A 16,299-nucleotide genomic window follows, 5' to 3' on the forward strand; every position below is an offset into this window, starting at 1 on the left:
TCCCGAGGCTATCCAGACGCCTCCGACCCGCTCGCGGGAGCCCCCGGAACCCCTCACTCCGGCTCGACGGGCCGCAAACGGACATACCGACCACCATGGAGGGTGACCGAGACCCTCGGGGGCCATGGGAGGCGCGAATGACGGGCGACATACCCGGCGACGTACAGGGAGAAGAACGGGGAGACGTGCGGCGGGACTCGCACGGCACGAACGCCGACACACCCCCGTACGCCGTGAACGAGTCCGCCGAACGAAGGCGCTCCGCGGCCGCCGCCGACGCCCAGGAGACGGTGCACGCAGGTGTCGTCGTCTCGATCGGCGCACTGCTGCTCGGCATGCTGCTGGCCGCCCTGGACCAGACGATCGTGTCGACCGCGCTGCCCACCATCGTCAGCGACCTCGGCGGCCTGGAGCACCTCTCCTGGGTGGTCACCGCCTATCTGCTGGCCTCGACCGCGGCCACCCCGCTCTGGGGCAAGCTCGGCGACCAGTACGGCCGCAAGAAACTCTTCCAGACCGCGATCGTGATCTTCCTGATCGGCTCCGCGCTGTGCGGCATGGCACAGAACATGGGCGAGCTGATCGGCTTCCGGGCCCTGCAGGGCCTGGGCGGCGGCGGCCTGATGGTGCTGTCCATGGCGATCGTCGGCGACATCGTCTCGCCCCGTGACCGGGGCAAGTACCAGGGACTGTTCGGCGCCGTGTTCGGCGCGACGAGCGTGCTCGGCCCGCTGCTCGGCGGACTCTTCACCGAGCAGCTCAGCTGGCGCTGGGTCTTCTACATCAACCTCCCCGTCGGCGCCGTCGCGCTCGTCGTGATCGCGGCCGTCCTGCACATCCCCGGGAAGGCCGCCAAGCACGTCATCGACTACCTCGGCACCTTCCTCATCGCCGCGGTCGCCACCTGTCTGGTCCTGGTCGCCTCGCTCGGCGGCACCACCTGGAGCTGGAGCTCGCCGCAGGTCATCGGCCTCGCCGCGGTCGGCGTGGCCCTCGCCGTGGTCTTCGTGGCCGTGGAGCGGCGTGCGGCCGAACCCGTCCTGCCCCTGAAACTGTTCCGCATCCGGACCTTCACCCTCTCCGCCGTGATCAGTTTCATCGTCGGCTTCGCGATGTTCGGGGCGATGACCTACCTGCCGACCTTCCTCCAGGTGGTCCAGCGCGTGTCCCCCACCCTGTCGGGCGTGCACATGCTGCCCATGGTGTTCGGGCTGCTGATCTCGTCCACGCTCTCCGGCCAGGTCGTCAGCCGTACGGGCCGCTGGAAGGTGTTCCCCGTCGTCGGCACCGGCATCACCACCATCGGCCTGCTCCTGCTGCACCAGCTCGACGAGCACAGCAGCACCGGCCGCATGAGCGCGTACTTCTTCGTCTTCGGCCTGGGTCTCGGCCTGGTGATGCAGGTGCTGGTCCTGATCGTGCAGAACGCGGTCTCGTACGAGGATCTGGGCGTCGCCACCTCCGGCGCGACCTTCTTCCGCTCCATCGGCGCCTCGTTCGGCGTGGCGATCTTCGGCACGGTCTTCGCGAACCGCCTCGGCGACAAACTCACGGCCGCGCTGAGCGGACGGCATCTGCCGCCCGGTATCTCTCCGGACAGCCTGAAGGCCGACCCGAAGGGCATCCCGGGCCTCCCGCCCGCGCTGCGCCAGCCCGTCCTGCACGCGTTCGCCTCGTCGATCACCGACGTCTTCCTGTACGCGGCTCCGGTCGCCCTGCTCGGCTTCGTGCTGGCGTGGTTCCTGCGGGAGGACAAACTGCGGGGGTCGGTCACGGCGCCGGACATCACCGAGACGCTCGCCTCCAATCCGGTGGAGCGGTCGTCGTACGACGAGGTGTGCCGCGCGCTGTCGGTGCTCGGCACCCGGGAGGGCCGGCGCGCGATCTACGAGAAGATCACCGCGCGGGCCGGATACGACCTGCTGCCCGCCGCGAGCTGGCTGCTGCTGCGGATCAAGAAGTACGGCTGGGCCGAGCCGGCGCAGCTGGCCGAGCGGAGCGCCGTGCCGCTGCCCGTGGTGCTCGCCGCCGCCCGCCAGCTGGAGGTACGGCGCCTCGTGGACCGGGAGGGACTCGACCTCGTACTCACCGACGAGGGGCGGGAGGCCGCCGGGAACCTGGCGAAGGCGCGTGAGGAGTCCCTCGCCGAGCTGCTGGGCGACTGGTGGGGTCCGGACCGCCCGACGGACCTGGCCAGGCTGGTCGAGGAGCTGAACGCGGAGATGTCGGGCTCCGACGCGGAGCGCCCGCACGACGGCTCGGTGCCGCGACCGCAGGGGCTGATGCCCTGACGGTCCCCGCGGCGACCGGACCGCACCGGCCCCGCATCGACCTCCGCCCCGCACCGGCCTCGCATCGACCTCCGCCCCGCACCGACCCCTGCCCCCGCATCCGCCCCGTACCGACCTCCGCCCCGCACCCGCCCCGCATCGACCTCCGCCCCGCATCCGCCCCGCATCCGCCCCGTACTCACCCGCGCCCGCAGCCATCAGCGGCCCGTACCCACCCGCGCCCGTAGCCACCAGCGGCCCGTACCCACCCGCGCCCGTAGCCACCAGCGGCCCGTACGCACCCGCGCCCCGCACCCGGGGCCCCGCTCCGACCTCGGCGCGGCGACGCGTCAGGAGGACGTCCGCAGCCGCTTCGTGAACCAGTGCTCGGCGTACATCTCGTCGTTGTGGGCCGCGGTCTCCTCGTAGCCGTGCCGGGCGTAGAGCGCGCGCGCCTCCACGAGGTCACCGCGGGTGTCGAGGACCAGTTTCCGGGCGCCGAGGCCGAGTGCCGCCCGTTCGGCCTCGGCGAGCAGCAGCGCTGCGCCGCCCCGGCCGCGCAGCTCGGGCCGCACGAACACCCGCTTCAGCTCACCCGTGACGGCGTCGAGCATCTGTATGCCCGCCATGCCCCCGGGTTCACCGCCGTACCGAGCGACCAGCAGCACTCCGGTGGGCGCGGTGAACTCGGCCCCCGTGCTCGCGGCGATCTCCCGCTCCAGCTCTCCGGGGTCGGTCGCGTGGCCCTCGTGCAGCAGGTACCAGCGGTCGCTGACCTCGGTGTAGTAGGCACGCCACAGTGCCGCGGCGGCGGGGGAGTCGAAGGGTTCGGGGGCGATGGTCCAGGAAGCCGCCGCAGGGCCGGCGGGAGCGTTCGCCGCGCCGTCCGTCGTGCCGTTCGTCATGTCGTCCGTCGTGCCGTTCGTCGAGGGGGCGCCGGTACGGGTCATGGCGGTCATTGTCACGGCGCACCGGTCCCGTTCCGCAACCGGGTTTCGGGTGAACCGGCCCCGGATCGGGCGGGATCGGGCGGGACCGGGCGCGACGGGCCCCGTTTGAAGGTGTACTTCCGGGCAACCCGATCCGCGAACCGGCCCGTTGGGTCGAGAACCCCGGAAGGCATCCATGTCCACAGGCGTCATCATCGCTCTGATCGTGATCGTGGCGGCCGTTGCCGTTGTCGCAGCCGCCCTGACTCTCCTCGCCCGCAGGCCGCAGGGCGGACGCACGTTGCGGCGGCGCTTCGGGCCCGAATACGACCGGGTCGTCGCCCGGCACGACGGCGACGCCAGGGCCGCCGAGCGTGACCTCGCCGAGCGCGTGAAGCGGCACGGCTCGCTGCGGCGGCGGCCGCTGGAGGCGTCGGCCCGCGAGCAGTACACGGTCCGCTGGACGGCCGCTCAGGAACGCTTCGTCGATTCTCCGCAGGACGCGGTGGCCGAGGCTGACCGCCTGCTCGGTGAGGTGGCCGGCGAGCGCGGCTTCCCCGACGGTGAGCGCTACGAGGAGCGGCTGGAGGCACTCTCGGTCCACCACGGACACCATGTCCACGGCTACCGGCGGGTTCACGAGGCCACGTACAGCCCCACCGAGGACGACCGCGCCGGCACGGAGGAACTCCGCGAGGCCATGATCGAGGCCCGCGCCCTCTTCGAGGAACTGGTGTCCACGAAGCGCCAGGACACCGCCACCGGCCGGCCGGACCCGGCTCCCGACAACCGATCCCGGACGCCGTGGGCGCTCACCAGGCGCCAGGTGAAGGGGAGTTGAGGAAGGTGAACGACATGACACCGGACGAAGGCAAGGACACGGCGACCCGCCGCGAGGTACTGAAGGGCGACACGGAGGCGACAACCGCCCCGCGGACCCCGCAGAACGAGTCGGCCCCGCAGCGCGGGACGACAGCGAAGAACGAAGCCGAGAGCACCGAAGCCGAGAGCACCGAGACCGGCAGGACCGAGGCCGGCAGGACCGAGACCGGCAGGACCGAGGGCACGGAGGTACGAGGGGACGAGCGGAGCCGTGGTCGCGAGGCCGCGGACACCCACCGCGACACCCCGGACCGGACAGCCGGTCCCGGTGAGCGCGGCACGGCGGCCCGCACCCCCTTCCCCACGTCCTCCCGCCAGACTGCGGCCCCGTCCGGCGCGACCGCGGACGAGCACCGTGAGACACCGGACCGGGCCGCGTCCACCACCGGCGAACACGCCGTGACGCCGCGCACGCCGGTCCCCCTGGGCTCCCGTGAGGCCACCACCTCCCGTGAGACCAAGGGGTCCCGCGGGACCGCGGCCCCGGCCGCCGGGCGCGCCGGAGGCGACAGCTCCCGCGAGTCCGCCCGCTCAGGCGCGCACGAGCCGGGCACGGCACGGGAGAACGGCGTCTCCGGAGCGGACGGCACCGCGCTCCTGTCGCACGACGCGTGCGACAAGTACGCGCTGCGGATGCGGCACGCGGTCGGCGGGTTCGTCGACGGTCCGCGGGCGTCCGTCGAGGAGGCCGACCATGTCCTCGAGGAGCTCACGGCACAGTTCACGGACGCGATGGCCCGGCGCCGGCGCACGCTGCGCACGTCCTGGGAGAAGGCCGGTGCGGACGAGGCGTCCGACACCGAGCAACTGCGCCTGGCCCTGCGGGACTACCGTGAGGTCACGGAGCGTCTGCTGCACCTCTGACCGGCACCGCACGGCAATCGTGAGGCCGCGTCCCGGACCATGTTCCGGGACGCGGCCTCACGCGTCGACGGGGTCACCCGGTCCGGCGCTCGCGCCAGTCCCGGACGATCTCGTCCACGTCGTAGGGCTTGAGACCGAGGGGAGGCCCCGGCGGCGGCTTGAACATGACCTCGCGGATCTTGGCGTTGATGTCCTCGACGATCCGGCGCACGGCGCGCTCCGAGGGCGCCGACGCCGCCGCCGCGAGCGCGTCCTCGGCCTCCTTGCGCAGGGCCAGTGTCGGGGGCAGCACCGACAGGCCCTCACGGGCCATCTTCCGTTTGATCCACCACAGTTCGTCGTACGACGTGTCGGTCACCTCGGGCAGCGGCTTTCCCGCGCCCGGGAGGTCCGTGAACTCACCGCGGGCCTCCGCCTCGCGGATCTGCCGGTCGACCCAGGACTCGAAGCTGACGCCGGGTGGCTTGCGCTCGGTCATACGTCCATTGTGCCGGAGGACGCCCGATCGGACGATCGGGCGAATTATCATGCGGCGGCGGCGCGTCAACCACGCCCGGCACCAGGACGATCGAACCGGTGGGCGGATTCACCGGAACGCGAAGGAGCGCACGTGCTCGAACTCACCATGGCCTCGGTCACCGGGGCGGACGCGGGTGCGACGGCCGGAATGCTGATGGCCGACGCACCGAGCGACCCCGGCGCCGTGCTGCGGGTGGGCCGGGACCGGACCGTGTGCCGGCTCGCCACCCCCGACGACTGGCTGTTCGTCTCCCGGGTCCACCTGGAGTTCCTGTGCGGTCCGGAGGGCTCCTGGCAGGTCACCTGGCTGCACGGTTCCCGGCCGGACCCCTCCTCCGAGGTCCGGCTGACCTTCGCCGGGACGTCCACCCGGTCCCTCCCGTACGGGGGGACGGCGCAGCTCCCCGCGGGCAGCTCCGGAGAGATCGTCATCTTCGACCGCACAGGACCGCAGAGCGTGAACGTGGGCTTCTACCACGAGCAGTAGATCCCGGAACCACGACACGGCCTAGTCGAGGACCCGGGCCAGCGCGAACCCGTCGTACCCCTTGCTGCCCACCGTCTGGATCGCCGTACCGCTCAATTTGGGGTGGGCGGCGATCAGTTCCAGCGCGGCCCGGGTGCCCCGCACACTCGGGTCGGTGCTGCCCGCGTCGGCCACGTGACCGCCGCGCACGACGTTGTCGACGACGATCAGGCTGCCGGGGCGGGTGAGCCTGAGGGCCCACTCCACGTACGACGGGTTGTTCACCTTGTCCGCGTCGATGAAGACGAAGTCGAACGGTTCCGGGTTCTCCTCGGCCAGTTTCGGCAGTGACTCCAGCGCGGGACCCACCCGCACCTCGGCGATCCGGTCGAGGCCGGCGCGGGCGAGGTTGCGGCGGGCGACCTCGGCGTGGGTGGCGTCGTACTCGAAGGTCACCAGCCGGCCGTCGGCGGGCAGCGCGCGGCCCAGCCAGATGGTGCTGTAACCGCCGAGGGTGCCGATCTCCAGGATGCGGCGCGCGCCCTGGATCCGGGCGAGGAGCTGGAGCAGCTTGCCCTGGTTCGGCGCGACGTTGATCTTCGGAAGCCCGGCGGCGTCACTGTCGCGCAGCGCGGCGGTCAGGGTCTCGTCGGCGGGGGAGAGGAGGGCGGTGAAGTAGTCGTCGACGTCGTTCCACAACTGCGACTCGCTCATACGCCATGCCCTTCGTATGCCTAGTTAGAAGCGCTAACCAGTTTCGTGGACGAATCTAGTCGCGCCACCCACGCTTGTCAGCCGCCAAGAGAGAGATCCTCCGTGCGCGGGGTGACACCGGCCGGTCGGCGGGGGTGGGTCAGGCGTCGGCCCCGGTGGCGCACGAGGTGCCGGATTCGGCGTCGGGCACGGTGTCGGGCACGGTGCCGGGTTCGACGGCCGGAGCGGAACCCGGCAGCGGCAGGCCCGCCGACTCGGACATGAACCACACCGCCACGCCGCCGATCACGGCCGCGGCCATCATGTAGTACGCGGGCATCATCATGTTCCCGGTCACCCCGATGAGCGCCGTGACCACCAGCGGGGTCGTGCCGCCGAAGAGCGAGACGGAGACGTTGAAGCCGATGGAGAGCGAGCCGTAGCGGACCTTCGTCGGGAACAGCGCGGGAAGCGCGGCCGGCATCGCGGAGGTGAAGCACACCAGCAGCAGGCCCAGCGCGCCCATGCCGAGCGCGACCGCGAGCAGGCTGCCCTGACGGATGAGCAGGATGGCGGGGACGGACAGCGCGAGGAATCCGGCACATCCGGCGGCGATCACCGGGCGGCGGCCGATCCGGTCGGTCAGCGCGCCCGCGAAGGGCTGCACGATCATCATCAGCGCCATCACGCCGAGGACGACCAGCAGTCCGTGCGTCTCGTCGTACTTCAGCTCGCTCGTCAGATAGCTCGGCATGTACGACAGCAGCATGTAGTCGGTGACGTTGAAGACCAGCACCAGGCCGACGCAGAGCAGCAGCGCGCGCCACTGGCCGGCGAGCATCGCGCGCAGCGGCACCTTGGGGCGGTCCTTCTCCTTCTTCGACGCCTTCTCCAGCTCCGCCGCGAACGCCGGGGTCTCCTCCAGGCGCATCCGCAGGTACAGGCCGATGACGCCCATCGGGCCCGCGATCAGGAACGGCACGCGCCAGCCCCAGGCCAGCAGGTCCTCGGTGGACAGGAGGGTGGTCATGAGGGTGACCAGACCCGCGCCGCCGATGTATCCGGCGAGCGTGCCGAACTCCAGCCAGCTCCCGAAGAAACCGCGCTTCTTGTCGGGCGCGTACTCGGCGATGAAGGTGGAGGCGCCCGCGTACTCGCCACCGGTGGAGAAGCCCTGCACCAGCCGGGCCGCGAGCAGCAGCAGCGGAGCGCCGACGCCGATCGTCGCGTACGACGGGATCAGGCCGATCGCGAAGGTGCCCGCCGCCATCATGATCATGGTGAGGGCCAGGACCTTCTGGCGGCCGATGCGGTCGCCCAGCGGTCCGAAGACCATGCCGCCCAGCGGGCGGACGAGGAAGGCCGCCGCGAACGCGCCGAAGGTGGACAGCAACTGCGCGGTGGGGTTGCCGGACGGGAAGAAGACCTTGCCCAGCGTCACCGCGATGTAGCTGTAGACGCCGAAGTCGAACCACTCCATCGCGTTGCCGAGGGCGGCGGCCTTCACGGCGCGCTTCACCAGGGCGGGGTCGGTGACGGTGACCTCCGGCCGCGCGGGGGGCCGGAGCCGGACGGGAGCGACGGGAGCGACGGGAGTGACGGAGGGCAAGATTCCGCTCGCCTGCCTTTCGACGGGGACAAGGACGTGGTCCGCCCCGCGTGACGACCCGGGGCAGACCAAAAAGCGACCATAGGGTCGTTCTCGTGCGTCACGTGCCGTGGGCGGACCTGTGCGCAACGTGCGCAAACACGGTGTGCGCAGCGGCGACGGGTCCGCCGGAGACCGGCTTCGAGTGGCCTGTCTGTGACCTTTGTCGCGGGTGATTGTGATCCATGTCGCAGACCGAGGGGGGAACCGAACCGATCTCCCACTATCGTCATCCGGACAAAAGGCGGGGGGACGTCAGGTGAAGAGGGGGTTGCCTGCGTCCTTCCGCGGGGGCAGTGCGAGCCTCTTAGGGTCCGGACAGACACCGGCGCACGGGATACGTGGGACGAACGGGGCGGGAGGGCCGACGGGGCGTGGCGAATGTGGAGCACGGCGGGCGAGCGGGTGGTGCCTTCGGGGCGGGGGCGACGGAATCGGCGAAGGCGCGGCTGCGCACGATCCGTATCGGGCTGTGGCTGATCGCCGCGGTCCTCGCGGTACGGCAGGTCGCTGTCGTCCTGAGCACCCCCAAAGGGGAGCGGCTGACCGACCTGGAGACCTGGGTGGGGCCCGAGGGCGTCCTGCACGTGAAGGGGTCGCTGTACGACTCGACGCAGTTCACCGGAACCCCTTTCGGCGGACTCGTCCTCAAGCCCCTCACCCGCGCCGCGGAACAGGGCCTCGGCTGGGGATGGACCTTCGGCAGCCTGTCCCTGGTCGTCGCCCTCGGCGTGGTCGCCGCGCGCGCCCTGCCGCAGCCCGTGAGTCGGCGCACCTCGCTGCTGGCCGCTCCCGTGGCCATCAGTCTGCTGATGCTGTCGCTGCCGGTGCGCAACGCGCTCTACCTCGGCCAGACCAGCATCATCCCGGTCCTGCTCGTCCTCCTGGCCTGCTTCACGGTCCGCGGGGAGCGGGCGAGCGGCGTCCTGATCGGCCTCGCGGCGGCGCTGCAGCCCACCGTGCTGCTCTTCGTCCCGCTGCTCTGGTTCACCGGGCGCCGCCGCGCCGCCGTGTCCGGGGCGCTCACTTTCGCCGCCTGCACCGCCCTCGCCTGGGCCGCGATGCCGCACGACTCCCACACGTACTGGGTGCACCACCTCGCGGGCGTCGGACTCGGCCGGGACGCCGACGACCTCACCAACCAGTCGCTGCACGGCGCGCTGCTGCGCCTCGGCCTCAACGGCCCGCTGGAGATCGGCCTGTTCCTGCTGCTCGGCGCGGGAGTCGCGGTCCTGGGCCTGCGCCGTGCCGTGCGCTACGCCAAGGACGGGCAGCTGCTCCTGGCCGTGGCGATCACCGGCTGCGTCGCCGTCGCCGTCTCACCCACCACCTGGCAGCACCAGTTGCTGTGGGTCCTGCTCGCACTGGTCGGCCGGGTCGGCAGGAAGGCCTCGGACCGCGCCATGTGGCCGGTCGCCGTCATCCTCGTCATGACCCTGCCGGCGAAGATGATGCTGCCGAACATGGCGGCGGTCTACCCGCTGCGCGACAACGTGGTGCTGCTCGCCGCGCTCGCCGCCGCCACGGTCGTGCCGTTCCTCTCCCGTACCTCGGAGTACTACCGGGCGCCGATCCCCACGGACTACGCGGAGTCCGTCCCCACCCGGTGGAAGCGGGTGCCGCTGCTGCCCTTCCTCGGCCGCGTCCGCACGCGCCCGAACCTGCTGCTCGAACTGCTCCTGATCCGCGTCGGCTACTCCGCCTACCAACAGGTCAGGCTGGCGGCGACGGGCGGCACCAACGCGGGCGGCCGGGCCGCCGCGGAGCACCACGGCGACCAGATACTCGCCATCGAGCGGTTCCTGCACCTCGACATCGAACACTGGGCCAACCACGCGGTGTTCAAGGTCGAGTGGCTGCGGGACTTCTTCGACTTCTACTACGAGTCGTTCCACTTCGTGGTCCCGCTCACCGTCCTAGCCCTGCTCTACACCCGCCGTCCCGGCGACTACCGCTGGGCGCGCTCGGCACTCGGCTTCGCCACGCTGATCGCGCTCGTCGGCTTCTGGCTCTACCCGCTGGCCCCGCCGCGCCTGATGCCGGGGCTGGGTGTCATCGACACCGTGCACGGTGTACAGGACTTCTCCAAGCCGGACTACGGCACACTGACCGCGCTCACCAACCAGTACGCGGCGATGCCCTCGCTGCACTTCGGCTGGTCCCTGTGGTGCGGAGTGGTGATCGCGATCCTGGCGCCCAAGTGGTGGATGAAGGCGCTCGGCCTGCTGCACCCGCTGTTCACCGTCTCGGCGATCGTGGCGACCGGCAACCACTGGGTGCTGGACGCGGTGGGCGGCGCGGCGGTCGTCGCCGCGGGCTTCGGTCTGACCTATCTCCTCCAGGGCCCGAGGCCGCGCCCGCTGGTGCGGCCCGTCGAGGGGGGCACGAAGGAGCAGGCCCCGGCGACACGCGGCCGCGCGGCCGACCGGGCGGCCGGCCCCGCGGCCGGCCCGGTGGAGCTCCCCGCGCAGAGTTCCGCGGGGAGTTCCGGCGGGAGGCCGGCGGGCAGTCGCGCGGACAGCCCGGCGGACGGCCCCGCGGACAGCCCGGCGGACGGCCACGCAGACAGCCCGGCCGGTCGTACGGCGGGCTGATCCGGCGCCGGTCCGGTACGCACGTCGCCCCGGGGTCCGGTGTTTCGGCTGTCGGGGGAGGCAGGGGCGGAGCGTAGGGGGCTGCCCCTGCCTCCCGCGGGACGGGCCGACGGGCGCCGGGAGGCCGTCGGCCCGAGTGTGCGCGCCGGGGTCAGCCGGCGTCGACCTGGAGTTCCTTGACCCCGTTGATCCACGCGGAGCGCAGCCGGCGCGGATCGCCCACCAGGGAGAGGTTCGGCATCGCGTCGGCGATCGCCTGGAAGATGAGGTCGATCTCCAGGACGGCCAGGGACTTCCCGAGGCAGTAGTGGGGGCCTCCGCCGCCGAAGCCGAGGTGCGGGTTGGGGTCACGGGTGATGTCGAAGTCGCCGGGGTCGCCGAACACCTCGGGGTCGTGGTTGGCGGAGGCGTAGAAGAGGCCGACCCGGTCGCCCTTCCTGATCGCCTTGCCGCCGAGTTCGGTGTCCTGGGTCGCCGTGCGCTGGAAGGAGACCACGGGGGTCGCCCAGCGGACGATCTCCTCGGCGGTGGTCGCCGGACGGGTGCTCTTGTAGAGCTCCCACTGCGCGGGGTGGGTGAGGAAGGCGTGCATGCCGTGCGTGATGGCGTTGCGGGTGGTCTCGTTGCCGGCCACCGACAGCATCAGCACGAAGAAGCCGAACTCGTCGGAACCGAGGTTGCCCTCGTCCTCGGCCGCCACCAGCGTGCTGACGATGTCCTTCGCCGGGCACTGCTTGCGGTCCGCGGCCATGTTCATGGCGTACGAGATGAGTTCGGTGGCCGACTCGGCGCCGACCTCCTCCGTGATGGCGTACTCCGGATCGTCGTACGCGATCATCCGGTTGGACCACTCGAAGATCTTGACCCGGTCGTCCTGCGGGATGCCGATCAGTTCGGCTATCGCCTGGAGGGGCAGTTCGCAGGCGACCTCGGTGACGAAGTCGAAGGGCCCGGAGTGGGCACGCGCGCCCTCGACGATCGCGTGCGCGCGGTCGCGCAGCCGCTGCTCCAGGGCCCGGATGGCCCGCGGGGTGAAACCGCGCTGCACGATCTGGCGGACGCGGGTGTGCTCGGGCGGGTCCATGTTGAGCAGGATCAGCCGCTGGGCGTCGATCGCGTCGCGCTCGATGTGGTCGTTGAAGCGGATGATCGCGGTGTTGAGGGACGAGGAGAAGATCTCGGGGTGCGTGGAGACGTACCTGACGTCCGCGTGCCGGGTCACCGCCCAGTAGCCCTCGTCCTGGAACCCGGCCAGGTTGGGCGGCTGGGGTATCCAGCGGACCGGTTCGGCCCGGCGCAGCTCGGCGAACTCCGGCAGGGGTACACGGTGGTGCAGCAGGTCGGGGTCGGTGAAGTCGAACCCGTCGGGCAGCGCTGGACAGGGCATCGGCAACTCCAGCTCTCACGCGTTCTGTTGTGGCGACGGTGTTCCGGCGGCCGTGTTCCGGCGGCCGCCCATCGATGGCCTGACGGCCCATCAGAAAAGGGAATCGCCGTGAAGGTAATAACGGGTTCTACAAGTCGCAAGGGGTGCGGCACCCTCAATTGCGCGCGGAGGCGGCGCGGATGGCGACTTCGGGGCGTGCACGACCCTTGCGGCGCGGGGGCTCCGCTCAGCAGACTGCACGGAGAACTAGTACACGTTCTAGTTCGGCGCGGTGGGTGGGCCGGGACGCCCCGCGCTGCGCGGGTCAGCGAGGAGAGGACCTAGCCCCATGGCCGCGGAACCCGTGATCGTCGAAGCCGTACGCACCCCCATCGGCAAGCGCGGTGGCGCGCTCGCCAATCTCCACCCCGCCTATCTCCTGGGCGAGACCTACCGTGAACTCCTCGGCCGCACCGGCATCCACGCCGACTGTGTCGAGCAGATCGTCGGCGGTACGGTGACGCACGCCGGGGAGCAGTCGATGAACCCCGCGCGCACGGCGTGGCTCACCATGGGCCTGCCCTACGAGACCGCCGCGACGACCGTGGACTGCCAGTGCGGCTCCTCGCAGCAGGCCGCGCACCTGACCGCCAACATGATCGCGGCGGGGGTGATCGACGTGGGCATCTCCTGCGGTGTCGAGACGATGTCGCGGGTGCCGCTGGGCTCGGGGTCCAAGCACGGCCCGGGGAAACCGTTCCCCGACGAGTGGAACGTGGACCTGCCCAACCAGTTCGAGGCGGCGGAGCGGATCGCGCGTCGTCGCGGGCTGACGCGCGAGAACGTCGACTCGCTCGGTCTTCTCTCGCAGGAGCGGGCGGCCGTGGCCTGGTCGGAGGAGCGCTTCAAGCGGGAGACGTTCGCCGTGCAGGTCCCCACGACGGAGGACGAACAGCGCGCCGGGCAGGGCATGTGGCGGCTCGTCGACCGCGACGAGGGGCTGCGCGACACGTCGGCGGAGGCGCTGTCGCGCCTCAAGCCGGTGATGCCGACGGCCGTCCACACGGCGGGCAACTCGTCGCAGATCTCGGACGGAGCCGCCGCGATCATGTGGGCGTCGAAGCGGATGGCGCGGGCGCTGAAGCTGCGGCCGCGGGCCCGGATCGTGGCACAGGCACTCGTCGGCGCGGACCCGCACTTCCACCTGGACGGACCGGTCGACGCGACACGGGCCGTACTCGGCAAGGCCGGCATGTCGCTGAAGGACATCGACCTGGTCGAGATCAACGAGGCCTTCGCCTCGGTGGTGCTGAGCTGGGCCCAGGTCTTCGAACAGGATCTGGAGAAGGTCAACGTGAACGGCGGCGCGATCGCGCTCGGGCATCCCGTGGGGGCCACGGGGGCACGCCTGATCACGACGGCCCTGCACGAACTGGAGCGCAGGGACAAGGAGTTCGCCCTCATCACCATGTGCGCGGGCGGGGCACTGGCGACCGGGACGATCATCCAGCGGCTGTAGCCGGGACACCCGGGCGGCGCGCCGGGCGGGGGCTGACGTTCGGGTCAGCCCCCAAGTCCCCACTCATGTCCCCGCCGGCGGGTGTCCCTACTTGTTCACCGCGAAGCGCATCAGGTCCCGCTCGTCACCCTGCTTGATCCGGCCCGTCTGGTTGATCACCTCCAGCTTCCAGACGCCACCGACCCTTATCGCCTTGGCCACGGCGCAGCCGTTGTCGTTGCTGAGCAGGCTCGGCCAGATGTCGGCGACCTGCTGGGTGCTGCCCCCGGTCGCGTCGTACACCTTGATGCTGATGTTCCGCGCCTTCTGGAAGGAACTGCTCTTCTTGAACGCGGCGGCGACGAAGACGATCGACGTGACGTTGGCCGGCACCCGGGCGAACTCGACGGTCACCGTCTCGTCGTCCCCGTCGCCGCGTCCGGTCTGGTTGTCGCCGCTGTGCACCAACGAGCCGTTGCCCAGCGGGTCCAGGGAGTCGAGGCCCGCCAGCCGCACCGGGTCCGAGCCCTGCATCGCGATCGCGATCAGGTCGAGGTCGGTGCCGGCCTGCCGGCGGAGCTTGCCCATCAGTCCGCCGCTCGATCCGGCGGTGGGGTCCCAGGACACCCCGATGGACAGATGGGTCACCCCGTCGAGGTCCGCCGGGCCGTCTTCCTTCGTGAGCGTGATCATGCGTGATCCTCCTGGTCATCGGACTGCTCCGATGAAGTCTGCCTGGCGCCCCGCGGACGTCGGAAGCCGGGTGAGCACAAGGACCGTTCCCGCCCCCGGAAGACCCGTCGCCCGGAGCGGGACTACTCCCGCCCGGAGGCCGTCACCGCCAGGGCCCCCGCCGCCACCGCCGCGATCAACAGGGGGATCCCCAGTCCGTGGTGGAGCACCAGCCACGCGCCCAGCAGCGCGCCCACGGCCATCGCGGCGACGGAGGCGACGCGTCGCGGGGAGCGGCCGCCCGTACCGTCGCCGACGGCGGTGTCCGCCGCGAGGCCCGTCAGCGTCATCGTCAGGACCGTGGTCGTCAGGTCGGGCACACCCAGCTTGCGGACGGTCGCGTTGCGCAGGCCCATGGCGAAGGCCGTGACGGCGATCAGGGTGTACGTCGTACCGGTGGCATCCGGCGCGGCGAAGGCGACCGCCGCGCACCCGCCGACGAGCACCGCCTCGACGGCGAGCGTGACCCGCGCCCAGGTCCGGCGCGACCGGCCGCCGAAACGCACCGCGACCCGCCCTCCGACCGCGGCGCCGATCAGGAAGCAGGCGAGCGAGGTCAGCGCGTGCCGCACGGAGAAACCCGGCGCCCCGGCCGAGGCGAAGCCCAGCACCACCACGTTGCCGGTCATGTTCGCGGTGAAGACGTGCCCGAGCCCGAGATAACTCACCGCGTCGATGAGCCCGCTGACCACCGTCAGCCCCAACAGCACCAGGACCAGGCGCAGTCCGCGCGCCTCGGGGTCGTCGGTCCGCGCGGCCGTGCTGTCCGCACCCATGGAGCCTCCGGTCGGCTGGACGGTGGTGGCAGACCCAAGTGCACCATGACGCGGAGGACGTCCGGGCGGAACGACGGGCCGTGGCGCCGCGGACAGGAGGGACGACACGCGCGAGTCGCGCGGAGGACGGACCGGTCGGCGTGCGCGGCGGGGACTCGCCGCGGCGGCCACGCCGGCTGCTCACCGGGCCCGTGCGGCCCGCGACCGGATCGGTGTGGTGTGGTGCGGTGCGGTGCGCGCCTCCGAGTCCCGGCTGCACGTCCGCGAAGAGGTCCCGGTGCGGTGTACGGGCGTACCGGCCGATGTGGCGGACCGCCGGCCCTTGGCCCACGACAGGCGAAGGCGGCGGCCCCGGGGATCGGGGGCCGCCGCCTTCACGTGCGGTGGGGGTTCGCTCAGTACCAGTTGTGGGCCTGCCAGAAGCTCCACGCGGCGGTCGGGCTGCCGTAGCGGGAGTTCATGTAGTCCAGGCCCCACTTGATCTGGGTGGCGGGGTTGGTCTTCCAGTCGGAGCCGGCGGACGACATCTTCGACGCGGGCAGGGCCTGGACCAGACCGTAGGCGCCGGAGGCGGAGTTCGTCGCGCTGGGGTTCCAGCCGCTCTCGCGCTCGACGATCTTGCTGAAGGCGGTGAACTGCGCGGCGTCCGGGATCATCTCGTGCGCGATCGACTGGGCGGAGGAGGCCGAGGTGGTGGCGGCCTGGGCGGGAGCCGCGGCCAGAGCCATGCCGACGGTGGCGGTGGCCACGGCGGCAGTGGTGAGGACCTTCTTCGGAGAGGCGATGCGGCGGATGAAGGAGACGGACACGGAGAACCTTTTTCTTCGGGGACACGACCGTCGCGGTAGGCCGGAACCATGTGGTGCGTGGTGACTGCGTACGTCGGCGCCGCGACCCGGGTGGGTCCGTCGGCGCCTCGCGACTGCTTCAGAGAAACAGGCTCGGGGCCCGCCCGCAATGACCCCCTTTTACTAGTGGTGGTCGCATCCGAGGAGAAAGTGCCTTATGTGATCTGACTCTCAAACCCCAGGTCAGAGGGCATGGAGAAGCGTTCATGCCACC

Annotated in this window: 14 protein-coding genes; 6 read left to right on the plus strand and 8 right to left on the minus strand. The window is 71.4% G+C overall.

What is annotated here, in order from left to right; translation table 11 throughout:
* The first annotated feature begins 137 nt into the window (after positions 1–137).
* Positions 138–2,291, plus strand: a complete 2,154-nt coding sequence (locus tag ACFVTC_RS08525) for a DHA2 family efflux MFS transporter permease subunit (protein WP_390125307.1) — start codon at positions 138–140, stop codon at positions 2,289–2,291.
* Between the two features lie 329 nt (positions 2,292–2,620).
* Here ACFVTC_RS08525 and ACFVTC_RS08530 read toward each other — a convergent pair whose 3' ends face one another.
* Entirely contained in the window at positions 2,621–3,175 is a 555-nt protein-coding gene (locus ACFVTC_RS08530) for a GNAT family N-acetyltransferase (protein ID WP_390125508.1), read from the minus strand.
* 220 nt (positions 3,176–3,395) lie between these two features.
* On the opposite strand from ACFVTC_RS08530, the gene ACFVTC_RS08535 reads away from it, so the two are divergent.
* Together ACFVTC_RS08535 and ACFVTC_RS08540 are read left to right on the plus strand one after the other, a co-directional pair.
* Complete coding sequence (locus ACFVTC_RS08535) at positions 3,396–4,040, plus strand: hypothetical protein (RefSeq protein WP_390125309.1); 645 nt, start codon at positions 3,396–3,398, stop codon at positions 4,038–4,040.
* A gap of 14 nt (positions 4,041–4,054) precedes the next feature.
* A complete protein-coding gene (locus tag ACFVTC_RS08540) occupies positions 4,055–4,945 on the plus strand; it encodes a hypothetical protein (RefSeq protein ID WP_390125311.1) in 891 nt (296 codons plus the stop codon).
* 73 nt (positions 4,946–5,018) lie between these two features.
* Here the strand turns inward: ACFVTC_RS08540 and ACFVTC_RS08545 are convergent, their stop codons facing one another.
* Positions 5,019–5,423 carry a DUF1992 domain-containing protein gene (locus tag ACFVTC_RS08545; RefSeq protein ID WP_390125314.1) on the minus strand — a complete coding sequence of 135 codons (405 nt, stop codon included), beginning with the start codon at positions 5,421–5,423 and terminating at the stop codon, positions 5,019–5,021.
* Between the two features lie 132 nt (positions 5,424–5,555).
* Between ACFVTC_RS08545 and ACFVTC_RS08550 the strand changes: the two genes are divergently transcribed.
* Entirely contained in the window at positions 5,556–5,951 is a 396-nt protein-coding gene (locus tag ACFVTC_RS08550) for a hypothetical protein (RefSeq protein WP_390125316.1), read from the plus strand.
* 21 nt (positions 5,952–5,972) lie between these two features.
* Here the strand turns inward: ACFVTC_RS08550 and ACFVTC_RS08555 are convergent, their stop codons facing one another.
* Entirely contained in the window at positions 5,973–6,644 is a 672-nt protein-coding gene (locus tag ACFVTC_RS08555) for an O-methyltransferase (protein ID WP_390125318.1), read from the minus strand.
* A gap of 139 nt (positions 6,645–6,783) precedes the next feature.
* Positions 6,784–8,232: a glycine betaine/L-proline transporter ProP gene (gene proP, locus ACFVTC_RS08560; protein ID WP_390125321.1), complete on the minus strand. Its 1,449-nt coding sequence runs from the start codon at positions 8,230–8,232 to the stop codon at positions 6,784–6,786.
* A gap of 413 nt (positions 8,233–8,645) precedes the next feature.
* Here proP and ACFVTC_RS08565 point away from each other — a divergent pair, with 413 nt between their 5' ends.
* The gene (locus ACFVTC_RS08565; RefSeq protein WP_390125324.1) at positions 8,646–10,865 is read left to right on the plus strand and encodes a bifunctional glycosyltransferase 87/phosphatase PAP2 family protein; all 2,220 of its coding nucleotides are present in this window, start codon (positions 8,646–8,648) and stop codon (positions 10,863–10,865) included.
* A 151-nt stretch (positions 10,866–11,016) separates the two neighbouring features.
* Here the strand turns inward: ACFVTC_RS08565 and ACFVTC_RS08570 are convergent, their stop codons facing one another.
* Positions 11,017–12,252, minus strand: a complete 1,236-nt coding sequence (locus ACFVTC_RS08570) for a cytochrome P450 (RefSeq protein ID WP_390125327.1) — start codon at positions 12,250–12,252, stop codon at positions 11,017–11,019.
* 328 nt (positions 12,253–12,580) lie between these two features.
* Here ACFVTC_RS08570 and ACFVTC_RS08575 point away from each other — a divergent pair, with 328 nt between their 5' ends.
* A complete protein-coding gene (locus ACFVTC_RS08575; protein WP_390125329.1) occupies positions 12,581–13,750 on the plus strand; it encodes a steroid 3-ketoacyl-CoA thiolase in 1,170 nt (389 codons plus the stop codon).
* 87 nt (positions 13,751–13,837) lie between these two features.
* Here ACFVTC_RS08575 and ACFVTC_RS08580 read toward each other — a convergent pair whose 3' ends face one another.
* The 3 genes from ACFVTC_RS08580 to ACFVTC_RS08590 form a co-directional block, all read right to left on the minus strand.
* A complete protein-coding gene (locus ACFVTC_RS08580; RefSeq protein ID WP_390125332.1) occupies positions 13,838–14,422 on the minus strand; it encodes a TerD family protein in 585 nt (194 codons plus the stop codon).
* Positions 14,423–14,544: 122 nt separating this feature from the next.
* Positions 14,545–15,237, minus strand: coding sequence for a YoaK family protein (locus tag ACFVTC_RS08585; RefSeq protein ID WP_390125335.1), 693 nt, complete (start codon positions 15,235–15,237; stop codon positions 14,545–14,547).
* A gap of 395 nt (positions 15,238–15,632) precedes the next feature.
* Complete coding sequence (locus tag ACFVTC_RS08590; protein WP_390125337.1) at positions 15,633–16,046, minus strand: transglycosylase SLT domain-containing protein; 414 nt, start codon at positions 16,044–16,046, stop codon at positions 15,633–15,635.
* Positions 16,047–16,299: the final 253 nt, after the last annotated feature.

The sequence above is a fragment of the Streptomyces sp. NPDC057950 genome, from assembly GCF_042887295.1.
GTDB classification, from domain to species: domain Bacteria; phylum Actinomycetota; class Actinomycetes; order Streptomycetales; family Streptomycetaceae; genus Streptomyces; species Streptomyces kaempferi.